Raw genomic sequence first — 19,079 nt, 5'->3', positions numbered from 1 at the left:
ACGTTTACTCCTGAGCGCTGTCGCGAGTCAGATGCCGCCAGCGGTAAGTTTTTCCGGGTCCAGCAGCGCTTCAAGCTGATCGCGCGACAGGTCGGTATGCTCCAGCGCCACGTCGATGATCGGCCGGCCTTCCTTGTAGGCGGTCTTGGCGATTTCGGCGGCCTTGAGGTAGCCGATGATCGGGTTCAACGCGGTGACCAGGATTGGGTTGCGCGCCAGAGCCTCCTTGAGCTTGCCTTCGTTGACCTTGAAGCTGGAGATGGCCTTGTCGGCCAGCAGCCGGCTGGCATTGGCCATCAGCTCGATGCTCTCCAGCAGGTTGCGGGCGATCACCGGCAACATCACGTTGAGCTCGAAGTTGCCTGACTGGCCGGCCACGGCGATGGTCGCGTCGTTGCCGATGACCTGAGCGGCGACCATGGCGGTGGCTTCCGGGATTACCGGGTTGACCTTGCCCGGCATGATCGAGGAGCCCGGCTGCAGGCCTTGCAGTTCGATTTCGCCGAGGCCGGCGAGCGGGCCGGAGTTCATCCAGCGCAGGTCGTTGGCGATCTTCATCAACGCCACGGCAGTGGTCTTGAGCTGGCCGGACAGCGCAACGGCGGTGTCCTGCGAACCGATCAAGGCGAACAGGTTCTGTCCCGGGGTGAATTCGACCTGGGTCAGGGTGCTCAGCTGACGGGCGAAACCGGCAGCGAACTGTGGGTGGGCGTTGATCCCGGTACCGACGGCAGTACCACCCTGGGCCAGCGCCTGCAGGCTCGGTAGCGTCGCTTCGATATGCGCCTTGGCAGCCTTGATCTGTGCCGCCCAGCCATCGAGTACCTGGCTCATGCGCACCGGCATGGCATCCATCAAGTGGGTACGGCCAGTCTTCACGTACCGATGCACCTGCAGCGACTTGGCCTCGATCACCTGCGCCAGGTGGTCCAGCGCGGGCAGCAACTGTTCGTGCAGTGCCAGCGCGGCACTGACGTGAATGGTGGTCGGGATGATGTCGTTGCTGCTCTGGCCGCAGTTGACGTGGTCGTTGGCATTGACCGGCTCGCTGTGCAGGCGGCTGGCCAGGGTGGCGATGACCTCGTTGGCGTTCATGTTCGAGCTGGTGCCAGAGCCGGTCTGGTAGACGTCCACCGGGAAGTGCTGGATGAAGTCGCCGGCCAGCAGTTGCTCGACCGCCTTGACGATGGCCTGGCCCTGCCCGGCGGAAATCTGCTCCAGTTCAATGTTGGCCTTGGCGGCTGCGGCCTTGGCCAGCAGTAAGGCGCGGATGAACTGAGCCGGCATGCGCTGGCCGCTGATCGGGAAGTTGTCGACCGCGCGCTGGGTCTGGGCGCCGTACAAGGCCTGAGCCGGCACCTGCAGTTCACCCATGCTGTCACGCTCGATACGGGTATCACTCATCATCAAATCCTTGCATCAGTTCATCGGGAGAAATCGACGGCAACAAGCGGCAATTGGCCAGTTGCAGGGCGTACGGCTGCCAGCGCTGGTTGTGTTCCTGACGGTCGAGGTTGCGCAGGTCGAGCAACGGGCGCCACGCCTGGTCCAGGCACAAGCAGCGCCAATGCCACGGCAGCATGCGGTCGCAGGCGGTATCCAGCAGCAGGCGGAAGGAAGTCAGCGCCACCGTCCATGGCGAGGTTTCGGTGCAGCACACCAGGTAGCGGCCTTCGGCTAAGTAATGCTCGATCAAGCGCGGCTCGTCGGGCTCGAGGGCACAGCGGATGCGCCGGCTGAGCCAGCGCCAGTTTTCCAGGTAGGGCAGTTCGTGGAGGACGGTTTTCATGAACATCATCGACCGGAGTTACTGGGTAATGATATTCATTATTAAGTGATAAACAGAATCACTTCAAGTGTGGCGTGATGAAAGAAAAAACCCGGCGCGAAGGCCGGGTCTTTTGTATTTGCAGGAATCGCCAGCTGATCAGCTTCCTGCAACGGTCATTTTTTCAATCAGTACAGAGCCGGTATGGATGTTGCTGCGCGTTTCTAGATCGCTACCGATCGCGACAATTTGCTGGAACATGTCTTTCATATTGCCGGCGATGGTCACTTCCTGCACGGCGTGCTGAATTTCGCCATTTTCTACCCAGAAGCCTGCTGCGCCGCGCGAGTAATCGCCGGTAACCATGTTCAGGCCATGACCCATCAACTCGGTTACCAGCAAGCCACGGCCCATGCGCCGGATCAGCGCCGCCTGATCCTCTACGCCATGGGTGACGTAAAGGTTATGCACGCCGCCCGAGTTGGCCGTGCTCGGCAGGCCGAGCTTGCGGCCGGAATAGGTCCCCAGCAGATACGAAACCAGCTCACCTTTATCGACGAACGGTTTGGCATAGGTGGCCAGGCCATCACCGTCGAATGCTGCACTGCCCAAGGCGCGCGGAATGTGCGGACGCTCGTCGAGGGTCAGCCAAGTGGGGAACAGGCGCTGGCCCATGGCGCCGTCAAGGAACGATGATTTGCGGTACAGATTGCCACCGGAAATCGCCGACAGGAAGCTGCCGAACAAGCCGCCGGCCAACTCTGCGGAAAACAGCACCGGCACCTCGCAGGTTTTCACCGGGCGCGCACCGAGGCGGCTGGCAGCACGCTGCGCCGCGCGCTGGCCAATGCTGCGCGGATCGGCCAACAGGTTGCCCTGGCGGTTCACGTCATACCAGTAATCACGCTGCATCTGCCCATCGCCTTCGGCGATCATCACGCAGCTCAGGCTGTGCCGGGTGGAGGCGTAGCCGCCGATGAAACCGTGGCTGTTGCCGTACACACGGCAGCCCTGGTGGGTGTTGAGGGTAGTGCCATCGGCATTGAGGATGCGCGGGTCGGCGTCGAATGCCGCAGCCTCGCAGGCCAGCGCCATCTCGATGGCTTGCTCGGGTTCGATGTCCCAGTCATGGTAAAGGTCCAGGTCCGGGATATCGCGGGCCATCAGCGCTGCGTCAGCCAGACCTGAGCATTCGTCTTCGGAGGTGTGCTTGGCGATCGCCAGGGCGGCGGCAACGGTTTCACGGATGGCGTCCGGGCCGCTGGCCGAGGTGCTCGCCGAGCCTTTACGCTGGCCGACATAAAGGGTGATACCAAAACCCTGGTCGCGATTGAATTCGACTGTCTCGACCTCACGCTGACGCACACTGGTGGACAGGCCCTGCTCCAGCGACACCGCCACTTCGCAGGCACTGGCGCCTTGCTTGCGCGCCTCGGCAATGATCGCTTCAACCTGCTCCTGCAACGCTGGCAGGTCCTTGGGGCCTACGCTCTGGACTGCACTCATGGTTTTCTCCACTCAAATTCTGCATTCGGCGGGTGGTCATTCTACGACCGGGCCGGACAAGCGGCCCCCGACTCGTTATCATGGCGGCGATTTCTAGCGGACTGCCACCATGGTTGATTCATACGACGACGCCTTCGACGGCGAAAAAAGCAAAACCCAGATCAAGCGCGAGCTGCATGCGCTGGTCGAACTCGGCGAGCGCCTGACCACGGTCAAGGCCGATACCCTGGCACGCCTGCCGTTGACCGACGAGCTGCGCAAAGCCTTGGCCGAAGCCTGCAAGCACACCGCCCACGGCGCCCGCAAACGGCACATGTCGTTCGTCGGCAAGCTGATGCGCGACCAGGACCTGGATGCCATCCATGCGGTGCTCGAGCAGATCGACAGCTCCAGCCGCCAGTACAACGAGCGCTTCCACGGCCTGGAAAAGTGGCGCGATCGCCTGATCGACGGTAACGACGAAGACCTCGAACGCTTCGTCAACGAGTACCCCGACACCGACCGTCAGCAACTGCGTTCGCTGATCCGTCACGCCCAGCACGAAAAAGCGCGGAACAAACCGCCTGCCGCTGCGCGCAAGGTCTTCAAGTACATCCGCGACCTCGACGAGCTTCAGCGCGGCCTGCGCTGAATCGTCGCTAGTGGAAACCTGTGGGAGCGGGCTTGCCCCGCGAACACCGGCGAAGCCGGTGCCATCTAGCACCGCGTAGCCTGATTCGCGGGGCAAGCCCGCTCCCACAAAGGTTCTCACAGCCTTCAGGCCCCGGTACCGCCCACGGTGATCGCATCCAGCTTCAAGGTTGGCTGACCGACGCCTACCGGCACCGACTGCCCATCCTTGCCACAGGTGCCCACGCCACTGTCCAGCGCCAGGTCATTACCGACCATCGACACCCGGCTCATGGCCTCCGGCCCGTTGCCGATCAACGTCGCACCTTTGACCGGCGCAGTGATCTTGCCGTCTTCGATCAAATAGGCTTCGCTGGTCGAGAACACGAATTTGCCGCTGGTGATATCCACTTGCCCACCGCCGAGGTTGGCGCAATAGATGCCCTTCTTCACCGAAGCGATGATTTCCTGTGGGTCACTTTCACCGGCGCGCATGTAGGTGTTGGTCATGCGCGGCATCGGCAGGTGGGCGTAGGACTCGCGGCGGCCGTTGCCGGTCACGGCCATGCCCATCAGGCGGGCATTGAGTTTGTCTTGCATGTAGCCCTTCAGTACACCGTTCTCGATCAGCGTGGTGCATTCGGTCGGGGTGCCTTCGTCGTCGACGCTCAGCGAGCCACGGCGCCCTTCGAGGGTGCCGTCGTCGACGATAGTGCACAGGCTCGATGCAACCTTCTCGCCGATACGGCCGCTGAACGCCGAACTGCCCTTGCGGTTGAAGTCGCCTTCCAGGCCATGGCCGACGGCTTCGTGCAACAGCACGCCCGACCAGCCCGAGCCCAGTACCACCGGCAAAGTACCTGCAGGCGCGGGAATCGCTTCAAGATTCACCAACGCCTGGCGCAGCGCTTCACGGGCATAGCCCATGACCCGCTCCTCGGTGAAGAAACGGTAGTCGGTACGCCCACCGCCACCCTGCCCGCCGCGTTCGCGACGGCCATTTTGTTCGACGATGACACTGACGTTGAACCGCACCAGCGGCCGCACGTCGGCAGCCAGGCTACCATCAGCGGCAGCAATTAGAATGCGCTCCCAGACCCCGGCCATACTCACGCTGACCTGTTGGATACGCGGATCCAGCGCCCGCGTGGCGACATCAACACGCTTGAGCAGCTCGACTTTCTCGGCGCGGCTGAGCACGTCCAGTGGGTTGTCGGGGGCATACAGGGCAGTGACGTCCTGGCTACGGAAGGCCTGAACCGTGCCATTCTGGCCGGCGCGGGAAATCGAACGGGCAGCACGCGCCGCCGAAGTCAGCGCTTCGAGATTGATCGCGTTGCTATAGGCAAAACCGGTTTTCTCACCCGACTGGGCACGCACACCCACGCCTTGGTCGAGGTTGAAACTGCCCTCTTTGACGATGCCGTCCTCCAGCGCCCAGGTTTCCGAAATCTGGCCCTGGAAGTACAGGTCGGCGGCGTCGATGCCCGGGCCGGCCAATTCACCCAATACAGCCTGCAAGCTGTCCAGGGTCAGTCCGCCCGGGGCCAGGAGCTGCTCGCTGACGGTGGATAACATCTGGCTCATAGTCACTCCGAGGTGTGCGCAGGCCGCAAGGCGTCCTGCGAGAAAAAGCGCCGGTGCGAAGCAACCGGCATGCGCGCCCGGATGGACGCTTGTTCATCAGTGTCACGCTCGGCGAGCAATACCGCTTCACCTTGCGCCTGTTGCGCGACGATCCGCCCCCAAGGGTCGACGATCGCCGCGTGCCCGTGGGTTTCCCGCGGGCCTGGATGGGTGCCGCCCTGGGCCGCGGCCAGTACATAGCACTGGGTCTCGATGGCCCGGGCGCGAATCAACACTTCCCAGTGCGCTGCCCCTGTGACCGCTGTAAACGCGGCAGGTGCCGTGATCAGCTCCGCGCCGGCAGCGCGCAGGGCGCTGTAGAGTTCAGGGAAGCGCAGGTCATAGCATACGCTCAGGCCCAAGCGGCCAACCGGGGTATCGGCCACCACCACCTGAGCGCCGTGGGCATAGTCGTCGGACTCGCGATAGCGACCACGATTATCAGCCACATCGACATCGAACAAGTGCAGCTTGTCGTAGCGCGCCACCACCCCGCCATACTCGTCGATCAACAGTGAACACGCATGGGCTTTGGCGTTGGGCTGTCCAATCGGTGGCAGCGGTAAGGTACCAGCAACTATCCATAATCTGAGGTCGCGGGCAGTGCGTTTCAACCAGGGCAGGATCGGACCATCACCCAACGCTTCGGCCCGACCGATCGCAGCAGCGTCCTTGCGGCCCATGGCCGCGAAGTTTTCCGGCAGTACCGCCAGCCGCGCGCCGCCAAGCGCCGCCTGTTCAAGCAGGGCGCCCGCACACTGCAGGTTGGCCAGCACATCGTCCTGACTGACCATCTGAATGACCGCTACCTTCATGGGCACTCCTGACTACTTGTTGAAGGGTTTCACAAAGGTGATTCTAGGCTCTTTCCACGGCCCTTCGACGCGATAGTGCACGCTGGCGAAGCGCGATACTCGGTCACCGATCAGCCGATCGACCAGGAACAACGCGCCTCCGACTGCAGGCGCACCGACGATCAGCGCTGCCAGCGGCAGGTTGTTGGTCACAGGCAGCGACACCTGTAGGTTGGCATTTACTCGATCACGGACCAAGTCCAGGGTACCGTCGAGTTCGAAATTGCTCGAAGGCCCGGTGACGCTGATTGGCTCGCGGGTCACGTAGACACCATCGCTAGCCACCAGCAGCCCCTTGACCCGGTCATAGGCCAGGCCTTTGTCGAATAGGTCGGAGAAGTCCAGGCGCAGGCGCCGGCCAATGGAGTTGAAGTTGAGCAGGCCGAACACCCGCAAGGCCTGGGCGCCGCCCTCCACTTCGACAAACTGGCCGGTACGCAGGGCCGCGTCCATGCTCCCAGAAAAGCGCTTGAGGCCGACCCAGGCTGGCGAACCCGGCCAGCGGCCGTCCACGTCCAGGCGGAAGTCGCGGCTGGTCACGGTGGGCGCGAAGCCCCATGCCTTGAGCACGTCGGCGAGGTTTTTGCCGTCCAGGCGGCCCTTGTACCAACTGCTGGTGGCCCCGCTTTCACCTTCCCAGCCACCACTGCCGTCGATGTGCAGGCCTTTGAAATCGAGGTCGATATCCTGCGCTGCCACACCGCGCGCGGTCGGGCGCAGCTTCAGCGCTACGTTGCCGTACAGGTCGTCGCCGCGGTACAGCTTGTCGATGGTCAGGTCGAGTGCCGGCACCTTGCGCGGGTCGAACGAAGCCAAGGGGTCGGGCCCCTCTTCGGCCTGCACTTCAGCCGGGTCGGCCGCAGGCAGACGCAGGGTTTGCAGACGCACAGTCATTGCTGCGCCCTTGGTGTCGGGCAGGCGTGCGTTGCCGATGACTTCCTTGCTGTCCAGACGCAGGTCCCAGGCCGAGCCTCCACGGCTCAAGCGCACCACCGCCTGGTTGAGGTCCATGCCAAAGGCCTTCAACTGGCCGATGCTCAGGTCGACACTCTGCAAATTCTGCCGGGCATTGCCGCCGGGGTCGTCACCGGCAAAGCGGTCCATCTGCGCTTGCCAGGGCGCCAGGTCCAAGCTCTCAAGGCGCCCACGCACGCGCAGGCCCTGGCCAGCAGGTACCTGCGCTTCACCGGCACCCAGCAGCAACTCTCCACGTCCCTGGCCCAGCTTGTCGCTTGGTGCGGCGTAGGCAAAGCGTGCAAGGCCGTCGTAAGCGGCATCAAAACGCCGCTCCGCGCCTTGCAGGTTCATGTTGAAACGGGTGTCACGGGAATCGGCCAGCGCCTTGCCAAACGGTGCCGGCAAGTCGATGGCCAGGCCTTTGAGCGACGAGTTGACACTCAAACTGTTGTCGCGGCTGCCGAGGTTGACCTGCAGTTGATAGGGCAGATCGCCGGAGGCGGGCAAAGTCTGCTTGAACTGCAGCCAGTCAGTCAGCGCTTTGAGCGACACCTGGCCATTGGCGTTGATGCGGGTCTGCATCTGCCCGGACTGCCCTTCAGCAGTGATCTGCGCGGTGACCGGCTTGCCGAACGCTTGCAGGGCGATGTTCTTGCCGCTCAGACCCTTGTCGAAATCGAAGCTGAAATCGCCTTTCAGGCGGCTCAGTTCCAGGCTCGGCGGCGCCACCTTGAGGCGCGCATCGGCAGTGGCGAAGTCGACCTGCACCTTCGGCCGCTCGCCCTTGGCCAGCGGAATATCGAGTTTGACCTTGCCCTTGAGCGGCCCCTCGCCTTCCCAACCGGCAAAGATCTCGCCGGTGCCGATCGGCGCTTCCTTGAGAATCTTCAGGCCATCGCCAAGGCTGCCGTCAAAGTCACCATCGAGGTACAGATGGCTGTGCTGATTGCCATCGACATGGGGGATATTGACGTTCACATCGCTGACGTTGGTATCCAGCAACACGCCTTTACTGGCGTTGATGCGCACGCCGCTGTCCTCGATGAACACATCGCCATCGACGTGTTGCACCTGTGGCCAGCCGGGCTGAAAGTCGAGTGCGGCGTCGTGGACCTTGAAGAACAGGCTGATACTGCGTGACTCGGGGCTGGCGCCGTGATTCAACGAGCCCTGGTACTGGAAGTAGCCTTGATCGACGCTGCCTTTGACGATGGCGCTACGCAGCCACTCGTCCAAGGCGGGGCTGAGCACCTCAGGCAGGTATTTGGCGGTGTATCGGCCGTCGCCCTCGGTCAGGCCGACCCGCAAGTCCATGTAGCTTTCGCTGCCTTCCTTGAACAGCAGGCGTATCAGGAAATCCCCTGCGATCTTGCCCTCTTCGCCCAGCACCTTCAGATAGGGTGCGGTGAGGGTGAAGCCCTCTTTGTCGAGCGCGTAGGTCAAGCGTGCATTGGCTTTCTGGTAATGCCAGGGTTTTGCGAAGATCGGGTACAAATGCAGCATGAACGCATCGGTATCCAAGCGTAGTTCGCCGTGCCCGAGGTCGCCGCTGATGCTGCCGCTGACGTTACCCGCCGCCGGGGCGCCGTGATAGGCATCGAAACCGACCTTCTCCAGATTGGCGGCAAACTGCAGGCGATCATTGCCCTCAGCCTTGGGCCGAATATCCAGGTGCACGTTGCGCAAGGCGCCGGTCACGTTCAGGGCATCCACCACCGCCATGAGCTTGTCAGGCAAAGGCGCCAGGGCATTGATCAGTGGCGTCAGCGGGGTGAGGTCGAGGCGGTCTGCCTGCACCAGCCACGTTTCCCCGGTCGGGCCCTCGCCAGGGCGCTGACGCAGTTGCAGGTGCGACTCCCATCGGGTCTCGCCGATACTCGCAGCCAGCGAGTCGACGACCACATCGAAGCCTTGCTCGCGGCGCTGGAACCACCCTTTCAGCGCCAGGTTGTCCAGGCTGACGGCCTTGCGCTCGGCATAGGCACCGCGCAGCTGTGGGGCATTGAGCCGGACCACGGCCTGCTCCAGTTGCCCTTTGCGCCAGTCAACCCAGAATTCGCCCCCGGCCCGCAGCGTCCCGGCCTGCCACTGGCCCAGCAGCCGTGGCGGCAACCAGCTTGACCAGTCGCTCTGCGGCAGGCTCAGGTAAGCCTCGACCTGGCCATCGCGCCAGGCCTTGGCCGTGGCGCGGCTGCGCAGGTCCAGAGCCAGTGGCTGGCCGTCCGGCAAGGTCGCGCGCAGGTCCAGCGACTGCCGCGAGGCACCGGCCTGCAGGCCAAGGCTGACGTAGGTGAGGGTCAATGGATCACGCTGCCAGGGCTGCAGGGTGACCTGGCTGTCGAACACATCGATACGCCCCAGCTGGCGCAAGCGCTGCAGTAACGCTGCTGGGTCGAGCGGCGCGTCATCCTTTTTCGGCAGGCCTTCAAGCGCCCAGGCGCCCTGCTCGTCTTCACGCAAGATCAACTGCAGGCCAGCCAATTGAACATGCGCCAGGCGCACTTCGCGGGAGGTCAGGCTGGCCCATAGGTCGGGCACCAGCTTCACGTCATCCAGGCGCAAGGCCGAAGTGCCCTCGCCCAGCTGCAGGTCACGAACCCGCAACACCGGCGCCAGGCCACTCCAGCGCCCTTCGAGCGCCCCCACATGCACCGGCAGCCCCAACGCCTGCTCGGCCTTGGCTTCAAGGTCGGCGCGGTATTCCGCCACCAGTGGCACCAGCTCGCGACCGAGGCTCACATACAGGGCCACCAACACCGCCAGCAAGGCGCAGACGCCCAGCCCCCAACGGGTCAAGGCGACAAGAACGCGGGTCAGACGTCCCATGGCCATTGCCCTCCAGGTCGTTTATCCATGATGGCTGGTAGTGCCGGTTTTGCCAGCCCGAGCAGCCTATGGCGCGAGTAAGAATGCCTCAGAGCAACACCACATCGTACTGTTCCTGCGAGTACATCGACTCGACCTGGAAGCGAATGGTTCGGCCAATGAATGCCTCCAGCTCCGCGACGTTGCCGGATTCCTCATCGAGCAAGCGGTCGACCACCTTCTGGTTGGCCAATACCCGATAGCCTTCAGCCTGGTAGGCACGGGCTTCGCGGAGGATCTCGCGGAAAATTTCATAACAGATGGTTTCCGGGGTCTTCAGCTTGCCCCGACCCTGGCAGGCGAGGCACGGCTCGCACAGCACTTGTTCGAGACTCTCACGCGTGCGCTTGCGGGTCATCTGCACCAGGCCCAGCTCGGTGATGCCGATGATGTTGGTCTTGGCATGATCGCGTTCCAGCTGCTTCTCCAGGGTGCGTAGCACCTGGCGCTGATGCTCTTCGTCCTCCATGTCGATGAAGTCGATGATGATGATCCCGCCGATGTTGCGCAGGCGCAGCTGCCGGGCAATTGCCGTGGCCGCTTCGAGGTTGGTCTTGAAGATGGTCTCTTCAAGGTTGCGGTGGCCGACGAAGGCGCCGGTATTGACGTCGATGGTGGTCATCGCTTCAGCTGGGTCTACCACTAGGTAGCCGCCGGACTTGAGCGGAACCTTGCGCTCCAGCGCCCGCTGGATTTCATCTTCGACGCCATACAGGTCGAAGATCGGTCGCTCACCCGGATAATGTTCGAGGCGGTCGGCGATCTCCGGCATCAGTTCGGCGACGAATTGCGTGGTTTTCTGGAAGGTTTCCCGCGAGTCTATGCGGATCTTCTCGATCTTCGGGTTGACCAGGTCACGCAGGGTACGCAGGGCCAGGCCCAGGTCTTCGTAGATGACCGTTGGCGCGCCGCAGGTCTGGATCTGGCTGCCGATCTGCTCCCACAGGCGCCGCAGGTAGCGGATGTCCTGGAGGATCTCTTCGGCACGCGCGCCTTCGGCAGCGGTGCGCAGGATGAAGCCACCGGCGTTCTTGATGTCCTCGCTGTCCATGCAGTCGCTGACCACCTGCTTGAGGCGATCGCGCTCGGCTTCGTCTTCGATCTTCAAGGAAATACCGACATGGCTGCTGCGCGGCATATACACCAGGTAGCGCGACGGGATCGACAGCTGGGTGGTCAGACGCGCGCCCTTGGTACCGATCGGGTCCTTGGTCACCTGCACCACCAGGGCCTGGCCCTCGTGCACCAGTGCGGTGATGGTTTCCACGGCCGAGCCTTCGCGCTGGGAAATTTCCGAAGCATGGATGAACGCGGCGCGCTCCAGGCCGATATCGACGAACGCCGCCTGCATGCCCGGCAGCACCCGCACCACCTTGCCCTTGTAGATATTGCCGACGATGCCGCGGCGCTGGGTGCGCTCGACGTGCACTTCCTGCAGCACCCCGTTTTCCACCACCGCCACACGTGACTCCATCGGGGTGATGTTGATCAGGATCTCTTCACTCATGGCAGGCTCTCGTCAAAGGTCTTGGGTAATGATGGATCGCGGGTGCCGAGCTGGCTACTGCTGCTTTGTTACCTCTGGCGAAAGCGCCGGTATCTGCCAGCAGGCAATACCGAATTGACTGAGCAGTTCGGCTGTTTCGCTCAGGGGCAGGCCGACCACCGCCGAATAGCTGCCTTGAAGGCCGGTCACGAACACCGCGCCCAAGCCCTGGATGGCATAGCCGCCGGCTTTGTCCGCCGGTTCGCCACTGGCCCAGTAACGCTGGGCTTCATCCGAGCTGATGGCGCGAAAACGCACGTTGCTGCTGACGCTCACGCTCAGGCAGCGCTGACCATCGCTCAGCGCTACCGCGGTGAGCACCTGGTGCTCACGGCCCGCCAGGTCGGCCAGCATGGCCAGGGCATCTTCGCGGTTTTCCGGCTTGCCGAGAATACGACCATCGAGCACTACGGCCGTGTCCGCGCCAAGCACCACGGCCGGGCCGCCCAGGCTGGCAAGGCCGGCCTCGGCCTTGGCTTTGGCCAGGCGCTCGACATACGCCACGGCACTTTCATCGGACAGCGGGGTTTCATCGATGGGGGCGCTGGTGACGGTAAACGGCACACCGATCTGGGTCAGCAATTCACGACGACGGGGCGAGCCGGAGGCCAGGTAAAGTGGTTTCATGCAGACATCTCCCTGTCAGTGATGGCAGCGCCGTCAGTTGATGTGCAAGCGCCGGCGCAGGTCGCGCAGGGCAAAACTGATCCAGGGCCAGAGCAAGGCGCTGATGACCGCCGACCAGACCAGGGCCAAGGTCGGCAGACGGTTGCCGGTGAGCGCGCTGAGCCACAGCTGGATCAGCTGGGCGATACCGAAGATCACCAGAATCACCAGGCTCTGCTGCCACATGGGGAACATGCGCAGGCGCTGCTGCAGGGACAGCACCAGGAAAGTGATCAGGGTAAGGATCAACGCGTTCTGCCCCAGCAGCGTGCCATACAGCACGTCTTCGGCGAGGCCCAGCACGAACGCGGTGGTCATGCCCACCTTGCTCGGCACAGTGAGCGTCCAGAACGCCACCAGCATCGCCAGCCACATGGGACGGAACACTTCAAGGAACTGCGGCATGGGCGAAACGCTGAGCAGCAGGCCGATGGCGAACGTCAGCCAGATGACCCAACCGTGGTTACGGCGCGCTTTGGGCATCATTGCCTCCGAGGTTGCGCAGGTGCCGCAGGCGCTGCGGCGGGGCTGGCGGGTGCTGGCGCGGGAGCTGCAGCGGCTGGAGCCGGTGTGGCCGGCACTGGCGCGGGCGTGACGGCGGGGGCGGCGTGTTCAGCATTGATGGCAGGCTGCTCAGGGCTGACCGTGCCTTTGCGGTCAGCCTCTTCCTGGGCGAGGGCCGCGTCGGTGGCACGCTGCTCCGGTGTACGCCGGTCGCTGAACACCAGCAGCATGTAGCGGCTGCGATTGAGTGCGGCGGTCGGGATGGCGCGGACGATAGCGAACGGCTGGCCGGAGTCGTGGATCACTTCATTGACCGTAGCCACCGGGTAGCCGGCCGGAAAACGCTGGCCCATGCCAGAACTCACCAGCAAGTCGCCTTCCTTGATGTCAGCGGTATCGGCCACATGGCGCAGCTCCAGGCGTTCCGGGTTACCGGTGCCGCTGGCGATCGCGCGCAGGCCGTTACGGTTGACCTGCACCGGAATGCTGTGGGTGGTGTCGGTCAGCAGCAGCACGCGCGAGGTGTAGGGCATCAACTCGACCACCTGGCCCATCAGCCCGCGGGCATCGAGCACCGGCTGGCCGAGGAACACGCCGTCGCGCTCGCCCTTGTTAATCAGAATGCGGTGGGTGAACGGGTTGGGGTCGACGCCGATCAGCTCGGCCACCTCGACCTTCTCGTTGACCAGCGCCGAGGAGTTGAGCAACTCGCGTAGGCGCACGTTCTGCTCGGTCAGGGCCGCCAGCTTCTGCAGGCGCCCCTGCAACAGCAGGGCTTCGGTCTTTAGCTTCTCGTTTTCGGCGATCAGCTCGGTACGGCTGCCGAACTGGCCGGCCACACCTTGCCACATGCGCTGCGGCAGGTCGGTGATCCAGTACGATTCCATGAGCACCAAGCCCATCTGGCTGCGCACGGGCTTGAGCACGTCGAAGCGTGCATCAACCACCATCAGCGCGACCGACATCACCACCAATACCAGCAGGCGAACGCCCAACGAAGGGCCCTTGGAAAAAAGCGGTTTAATGGGCCGTTCCTCGTGGACGACTCAGGCGATCATTGAACATGGGACAACGCACCAGCCTGGTTGCGGGTTGACGGAAACGACGCCCCGACGGACGCCAGCCCGATTTACAGGTAGCACTACACGGGCTACCTGTAAATCGGGCGCTCGAACGCTTTGAGAATTACTCGCTGGAGAGCAGGTCCATCGCGTGCTTGTCCATCATCTCCAGGGCACGACCGCCGCCACGGGCGACGCAGGTCAGCGGGTCCTCGGCGACGATCACCGGCAGGCCGGTTTCCTGGGCCAGGAGCTTGTCGAGGTCACGCAGCAGCGCGCCACCACCAGTCAATACCAGGCCACGCTCGGCGATGTCAGAGGCCAGCTCTGGCGGCGATTGCTCCAGGGCGCTCTTGACCGCCTGAACGATGGTCGCCAGGGATTCTTGCAGGGCTTCGAGGACTTCGTTGGAGTTCAGCGAGAAGGCACGTGGCACGCCTTCGGCCAGGTTACGGCCACGCACGTCGACTTCGCGCACTTCGCCGCCCGGGTAGGCGGTGCCGATTTCCTGCTTGATGCGCTCAGCGGTGGATTCACCGATCAGGCTGCCGTAGTTGCGGCGCACATAGGTGACGATGGCTTCGTCGAAACGGTCGCCGCCAACGCGGACGGATTCGGCATAGACCACACCGTTCAACGAGATCAGGGCGATTTCAGTGGTACCACCACCGATATCGACGACCATCGAGCCACGGGCTTCTTCGACCGGCAGGCCGGCACCGATGGCAGCGGCCATCGGCTCTTCAATCAGGAACACTTCACGGGCACCGGCACCCAGGGCCGACTCGCGAATGGCGCGGCGCTCTACCTGGGTCGACTTGCATGGCACGCAGATCAGCACGCGAGGGCTGGGCTGCAGGAAGCTGTTCTCGTGAACCTTGTTGATGAAATACTGCAACATTTTTTCACAAACGCTGAAGTCGGCGATAACGCCGTCTTTCATCGGACGAATGGCAGCAATGTTGCCGGGCGTACGGCCCAGCATGCGTTTTGCTTCGGTACCGACGGCGACGACGCTTTTCTGGTTGCCGTGGGTACGGATGGCAACAACCGAGGGCTCATTCAGGACGATACCGCGCTCACGCACGTAAATAAGGGTGTTGGCAGTACCCAGGTCGATGGAGAGATCGCTGGAAAACATGCCACGCAGTTTCTTGAACATGGGAAAGTGACCCTGGGGAAAGCGTGGGTAAAAAAGTGCGGCAAACTCTAACAATGGCAGGGATTTTGGGCAAGGAGCCAATATGTTAAATTGGTCGTTTTTCCGAGCAAGCCAGCAGATGATCGCGGCCGTATGACCGCCAAAATGCCGACATGTTCCTCATCACGGACCCTATTCCGTTCTTTGTATCCCCTGGAGATCCCCATGGCGCTTGAACGCTGCGACGTGGAAAAGATTGCCCATCTGGCCCGCCTGGGCCTGAATGAAGGCGAACTGCCACGCATTACCGATGCACTGAACAGCATTCTCGGACTGGTCGACCAAATGCAAGCAGTCGACACCACTGGCATCGAACCCCTGGCCCACCCCCTGGAGGCCAGCCAGCGCCTGCGTCCCGACCAGGTTACCGAACGCAACCAGCGCGATGCCTATCAGGCCATCGCACCTTCGACCGAAAGCGGTCTGTACCTGGTTCCTAAAGTCATCGAGTAAGGGATAGAGCCTGCCATGCATCAATTGACCCTGGCCGAGATCGCCCGCGGACTCGCCGACAAGTCGTTTTCCTCCGAAGAGCTGACCGGCGCCCTGTTGGCGCGCATCCAGCAGCTCGACCCGCAACTCAACAGCTTCATCAGCGTCACCGAGGAGCTGGCCCTGGGCCAGGCCCGTGCCGCCGACGCCCGTCGCGCCGCTGGCGAAACCGGCGTGCTGCTGGGTGCGCCGATCGCCCACAAGGACCTGTTCTGCACCAACGGCGTACGCACCAGCTGCGGCTCGAAGATGCTCGACAACTTCAAGGCGCCGTATGATGCCACTGTGGTCGCCAAGCTGGCTGAAGCCGGCATGGTCACCCTGGGCAAGACCAACATGGACGAATTCGCCATGGGTTCGGCCAACGAATCCAGCCACTACGGCGCGGTGAAGAACCCGTGGAACCTTGAGCACGTGCCGGGCGGTTCGTCCGGTGGCTCCGCTGCAGCCGTGGCTGCGCGCCTGCTGCCGGTGACCACCGGCACCGACACTGGCGGTTCGATCCGACAGCCGGCGGCGCTGACCAACCTCACCGGCCTGAAACCGACGTACGGTCGTGTTTCGCGCTGGGGCATGATCGCCTACGCCTCCAGCCTCGACCAGGGTGGCCCGCTGGCGCGCACCGCCGAAGACTGCGCGCTGCTGCTGCAAGGCATGGCCGGTTTCGATGCCAAGGACTCCACCAGCATCGATGAGCCGGTACCGGACTACAGCGCCAACCTCAACGCCTCGCTGCAAGGCCTGCGCATCGGCCTGCCGAAGGAGTACTTCGGCGCCGGCCTCGACCCACGCATCGCCGAACTGGTCCAGGCCAGCGTCAAAGAGCTGGAAAAGCTCGGCGCGGTGGTCAAGGAAATCAGCCTGCCGAACATGCAGCACGCCATCCCGGCGTACTACGTGATCGCGCCGGCCGAAGCCTCCTCCAACCTGTCGCGTTTCGACGGCGTGCGCTTCGGCTACCGCTGTGAAGAGCCGAAGGACCTGACCGACCTGTACAAGCGTTCCCGTGGCGAGGGCTTCGGTGCCGAAGTACAGCGGCGCATCATGGTCGGCACCTACGCCCTGTCGGCCGGCTACTACGATGCCTACTACGTCAAGGCGCAGCAGATCCGCCGCCTGATCAAGAACGACTTCATGGCCGCCTTCGAAGGCGTCGACGTGATCCTGGGCCCGACCACGCCGAACCCGGCCTGGAAACTGGGTGCCAAGAGCAGCGACCCGGTCGCCGCGTACCTTGAAGACGTCTACACCATCACCGCCAACCTGGCGGGCCTGCCGGGCCTGTCGATGCCAGCCGGCTTCGTCGATGGCCTGCCGGTCGGCGTGCAGCTGCTGGCTCCGTACTTCCAGGAAGGCCGCCTGCTCAACGTCGCGCACCGTTACCAGCAAGTCACCGACTGGCACACCCGCGCCCCCAACGGCTTCTGAGGAATTCACACATGCAATGGGAAGTTGTGATCGGGCTGGAGATTCATACCCAGCTGGCCACCCAGTCGAAGATCTTCTCCGGCAGCGCCACCACCTTCGGCTCCGAGCCGAACACCCAGGCCAGCCTGGTTGATTTAGGGATGCCCGGCGTATTGCCGGTGCTGAACCAGGAAGCCGTGCGCATGGCCTGCATGTTCGGCCTGGCAATCGATGCCGAGATCGGCAAGCGCAACGTGTTCGCGCGCAAGAACTACTTCTACCCGGACCTGCCCAAGGGCTACCAGATCAGCCAGATGGACCTGCCGATCGTCGGCAAGGGCCACCTGGACATCGCCCTGGAAGACGGCACCATCAAGCGCATCGGCGTTACCCGTGCGCACCTGGAAGAAGACGCCGGCAAGAGCCTGCACGAAGACTTCAGCGGCTCCACCGGCATCGACCTGAACCGTGCCGGCACCCCGCTGCTGGAGATCGTCTCCGAGCCGGACATGCGCAGCGCCAAGGAAGCCGTGGCCTACGTCAAGGCGATCCACGCGCTGGTGCGTTACCTGGGCATCTGTGACGGCAACATGGCCGAAGGTTCGCTGCGCTGCGACTGCAACGTCTCGATCCGCCCGAAAGGCCAGGTCGAGTTCGGCACCCGCTGCGAGATCAAGAACGTCAACTCGTTCCGCTTCATCGAGCGCGCGATCAACAGCGAAATCCAGCGCCAGATCGACCTGATCGAAGACGGCGGCAAGGTCATCCAGGAAACCCGCCTGTACGACCCGAACAAGGACGAAACTCGTTCCATGCGCAGCAAGGAGGAAGCCAACGACTACCGTTACTTCCCCGACCCAGACCTGCTACCGGTGGTCATCGAGGACAGCTTCCTCGAAACCCTCCGTGCCGGCCTGCCGGAGCTGCCGCCGCAGAAGGTCGAGCGTTTCCAGAGCCAGTACGGCCTGTCGGCCTACGACGCCAACGTGCTGGCTTCCAGCCGTGAACAGGCGGACTACTTCGAGCAGGTGGTGAAGATTGGCGGCGATGCCAAGCTGGCGGCCAACTGGGTCATGGTCGAGCTGGGCAGCCTGCTGAACAAGCTGGGCATCGAGATCGACCAGGCGCCGGTCAGCGCCGAACAGCTCGGCGGCATGTTGCTGCGCATCCGTGACAACACCATCAGCGGCAAAATCGCCAAGACCGTGTTCGAGGCCATGGCCGCCGGTGAAGGCGATGCCGACAGCATCATCGAAAGCAAAGGCCTGAAGCAGGTCACCGACACCGGTGCGATCGAGACGATGCTCGACGAAATGCTCGCCGCCAATGCTGAACAGGTCGAACAGTATCGCGCCGCCGACGAGGCCAAGCGCGGCAAGATGTTCGGCTTCTTCGTCGGTCAGGCGATGAAGGCGTCGAAGGGCAAGGCCAACCCTGGGCAAGTGAACCAAATGCTCAAGGCCAAGCTCGAAGGGTGATTGTTTCGACCCTGTAATCCTGCGAGGGCTTCGCCCTCGTTCGCGGGCAAGCCCGTTCCCACAGGTACAGCGCCATGCTGAAAATTGGCACTGTGCCTGTGGGAGCGGGCTTGCCCGCGAATGGCAGCACCGGAGCTCCCAACTTGCTAAAACGATCCTTCACCACCCTGACCCTCTTCTCCCTGCTGGCCGGCTGCGCCAGCCACGACATCGACCCCCGCGGCTACAACCAGACCGGTACCGCCTCCTATTACGGCTCGCGCCACCACGGCAAACGCACCGCCAGCGGCGAACCCTTCAACCAGCACGGCCTCACCGCCGCCCACCGCAGCCTGCCCTTCGGCAGCAAGGTGCTGGTCACCAACCTGGCCAACGACCGTAGCGTAGTGGTGCGCATCAACGATCGCGGCCCGCACACACGCGGTCGACTGATCGACCTGTCACGCGCTGCAGCAGAAAAAATCGGCATGCTCCGTAGCGGAACGGCGCGCGTCCGGGTACAAGGTCTGAGCGACTGACCCAACTGGAGCCCCGACCAT

Annotated in this window: 16 protein-coding genes; 5 read left to right on the top strand and 11 right to left on the bottom strand. The window is 63.2% G+C overall.

The features are described 5' to 3' along the window. Positions 1–27: 27 nt before the first annotated feature. The 3 genes from ACZ6YA_RS06230 to pmbA form a co-directional block, all read right to left on the bottom strand. On the bottom strand, positions 28–1,404 hold the full coding sequence (locus tag ACZ6YA_RS06230; RefSeq protein WP_465896275.1) for a class II fumarate hydratase: 1,377 nt from the start codon (positions 1,402–1,404) through the stop codon (positions 28–30). Then, on the bottom strand, positions 1,397–1,798 hold the full coding sequence (locus tag ACZ6YA_RS06225) for a FagA protein (protein WP_400797335.1): 402 nt from the start codon (positions 1,796–1,798) through the stop codon (positions 1,397–1,399). Before ACZ6YA_RS06225 ends, ACZ6YA_RS06230 begins: the two co-directional genes overlap by 8 nt. 129 nt (positions 1,799–1,927) lie before the next feature. Then, positions 1,928–3,274 (bottom strand): metalloprotease PmbA, encoded by a 1,347-nt coding sequence (pmbA, locus tag ACZ6YA_RS06220; RefSeq protein ID WP_465896274.1) that lies wholly within the window; start codon positions 3,272–3,274, stop codon positions 1,928–1,930. Positions 3,275–3,383: 109 nt separating this feature from the next. On the opposite strand from pmbA, the gene yjgA reads away from it, so the two are divergent. Beyond that, on the top strand, positions 3,384–3,905 hold the full coding sequence (yjgA, locus tag ACZ6YA_RS06215; protein ID WP_465896272.1) for a ribosome biogenesis factor YjgA: 522 nt from the start codon (positions 3,384–3,386) through the stop codon (positions 3,903–3,905). 125 nt (positions 3,906–4,030) lie between these two features. Here the strand turns inward: yjgA and tldD are convergent, their stop codons facing one another. From tldD to mreB, 8 genes are all read right to left on the bottom strand, one after another. Further along, positions 4,031–5,470 carry a metalloprotease TldD gene (gene tldD, locus ACZ6YA_RS06210; protein WP_465896270.1) on the bottom strand — a complete coding sequence of 480 codons (1,440 nt, stop codon included), beginning with the start codon at positions 5,468–5,470 and terminating at the stop codon, positions 4,031–4,033. 2 nt (positions 5,471–5,472) lie between these two features. Beyond that, positions 5,473–6,324: a carbon-nitrogen hydrolase family protein gene (locus tag ACZ6YA_RS06205; RefSeq protein ID WP_465896268.1), complete on the bottom strand. Its 852-nt coding sequence runs from the start codon at positions 6,322–6,324 to the stop codon at positions 5,473–5,475. A gap of 12 nt (positions 6,325–6,336) precedes the next feature. Continuing rightward, entirely contained in the window at positions 6,337–10,152 is a 3,816-nt protein-coding gene (locus ACZ6YA_RS06200; protein WP_465896266.1) for a YhdP family protein, read from the bottom strand. Between the two features lie 82 nt (positions 10,153–10,234). Next, on the bottom strand, positions 10,235–11,692 hold the full coding sequence (rng, locus tag ACZ6YA_RS06195) for a ribonuclease G (RefSeq protein WP_465896265.1): 1,458 nt from the start codon (positions 11,690–11,692) through the stop codon (positions 10,235–10,237). A gap of 54 nt (positions 11,693–11,746) precedes the next feature. After that, entirely contained in the window at positions 11,747–12,358 is a 612-nt protein-coding gene (locus ACZ6YA_RS06190) for a Maf family protein (protein WP_465896264.1), read from the bottom strand. Positions 12,359–12,391: 33 nt separating this feature from the next. Next, on the bottom strand, positions 12,392–12,880 hold the full coding sequence (gene mreD, locus ACZ6YA_RS06185) for a rod shape-determining protein MreD (RefSeq protein WP_465896262.1): 489 nt from the start codon (positions 12,878–12,880) through the stop codon (positions 12,392–12,394). Further along, the gene (gene mreC / locus ACZ6YA_RS06180) at positions 12,880–13,926 is read right to left on the bottom strand and encodes a rod shape-determining protein MreC (protein ID WP_465896453.1); all 1,047 of its coding nucleotides are present in this window, start codon (positions 13,924–13,926) and stop codon (positions 12,880–12,882) included. The genes mreD and mreC overlap by 1 nt, the downstream gene beginning before the upstream one ends. Before the next feature lie 160 nt (positions 13,927–14,086). Next, a complete protein-coding gene (gene mreB, locus ACZ6YA_RS06175; RefSeq protein WP_400797363.1) occupies positions 14,087–15,124 on the bottom strand; it encodes a rod shape-determining protein MreB in 1,038 nt (345 codons plus the stop codon). Between the two features lie 204 nt (positions 15,125–15,328). Here mreB and gatC point away from each other — a divergent pair, with 204 nt between their 5' ends. The 4 genes from gatC (at position 15,329) to ACZ6YA_RS06155 (ending at position 19,058) form a co-directional block, all read left to right on the top strand. Further along, a complete protein-coding gene (gatC, locus tag ACZ6YA_RS06170) occupies positions 15,329–15,616 on the top strand; it encodes an Asp-tRNA(Asn)/Glu-tRNA(Gln) amidotransferase subunit GatC (protein WP_346611977.1) in 288 nt (95 codons plus the stop codon). 15 nt (positions 15,617–15,631) lie between these two features. Further along, the gene (gatA, locus tag ACZ6YA_RS06165; protein WP_465896260.1) at positions 15,632–17,083 is read left to right on the top strand and encodes an Asp-tRNA(Asn)/Glu-tRNA(Gln) amidotransferase subunit GatA; all 1,452 of its coding nucleotides are present in this window, start codon (positions 15,632–15,634) and stop codon (positions 17,081–17,083) included. A gap of 11 nt (positions 17,084–17,094) precedes the next feature. After that, the gene (gene gatB / locus ACZ6YA_RS06160; RefSeq protein ID WP_465896257.1) at positions 17,095–18,540 is read left to right on the top strand and encodes an Asp-tRNA(Asn)/Glu-tRNA(Gln) amidotransferase subunit GatB; all 1,446 of its coding nucleotides are present in this window, start codon (positions 17,095–17,097) and stop codon (positions 18,538–18,540) included. 143 nt (positions 18,541–18,683) lie between these two features. Further along, positions 18,684–19,058 (top strand): septal ring lytic transglycosylase RlpA family protein, encoded by a 375-nt coding sequence (locus ACZ6YA_RS06155; RefSeq protein WP_465896255.1) that lies wholly within the window; start codon positions 18,684–18,686, stop codon positions 19,056–19,058. Positions 19,059–19,079: the final 21 nt, after the last annotated feature.

This window comes from Pseudomonas sp. NPDC090752 (genome assembly GCF_055584805.1).
Note: the sequence above shows the minus strand (reverse complement) of the source record. Positions and strands in the feature narration are given on the sequence as shown.

Coding starts and splice junctions, on each gene's coding strand:
- ACZ6YA_RS06230 (WP_465896275.1), bottom strand. CDS start 1,404: ATGAGTGATACCCGTATCGAGCGTGACAGCATGGGTGAACTGCAGGTG.
- ACZ6YA_RS06225 (WP_400797335.1), bottom strand. CDS start 1,798: ATGATGTTCATGAAAACCGTCCTCCACGAACTGCCCTACCTGGAAAAC.
- pmbA (WP_465896274.1), bottom strand. CDS start 3,274: ATGAGTGCAGTCCAGAGCGTAGGCCCCAAGGACCTGCCAGCGTTGCAG.
- yjgA (WP_465896272.1), top strand. CDS start 3,384: ATGGTTGATTCATACGACGACGCCTTCGACGGCGAAAAAAGCAAAACC.
- tldD (WP_465896270.1), bottom strand. CDS start 5,470: ATGAGCCAGATGTTATCCACCGTCAGCGAGCAGCTCCTGGCCCCGGGC.
- ACZ6YA_RS06205 (WP_465896268.1), bottom strand. CDS start 6,324: ATGAAGGTAGCGGTCATTCAGATGGTCAGTCAGGACGATGTGCTGGCC.
- ACZ6YA_RS06200 (WP_465896266.1), bottom strand. CDS start 10,152: ATGGCCATGGGACGTCTGACCCGCGTTCTTGTCGCCTTGACCCGTTGG.
- rng (WP_465896265.1), bottom strand. CDS start 11,692: ATGAGTGAAGAGATCCTGATCAACATCACCCCGATGGAGTCACGTGTG.
- ACZ6YA_RS06190 (WP_465896264.1), bottom strand. CDS start 12,358: ATGAAACCACTTTACCTGGCCTCCGGCTCGCCCCGTCGTCGTGAATTG.
- mreD (WP_465896262.1), bottom strand. CDS start 12,880: ATGCCCAAAGCGCGCCGTAACCACGGTTGGGTCATCTGGCTGACGTTC.
- mreB (WP_400797363.1), bottom strand. CDS start 15,124: ATGTTCAAGAAACTGCGTGGCATGTTTTCCAGCGATCTCTCCATCGAC.
- gatC (WP_346611977.1), top strand. CDS start 15,329: ATGGCGCTTGAACGCTGCGACGTGGAAAAGATTGCCCATCTGGCCCGC.
- gatA (WP_465896260.1), top strand. CDS start 15,632: ATGCATCAATTGACCCTGGCCGAGATCGCCCGCGGACTCGCCGACAAG.
- gatB (WP_465896257.1), top strand. CDS start 17,095: ATGCAATGGGAAGTTGTGATCGGGCTGGAGATTCATACCCAGCTGGCC.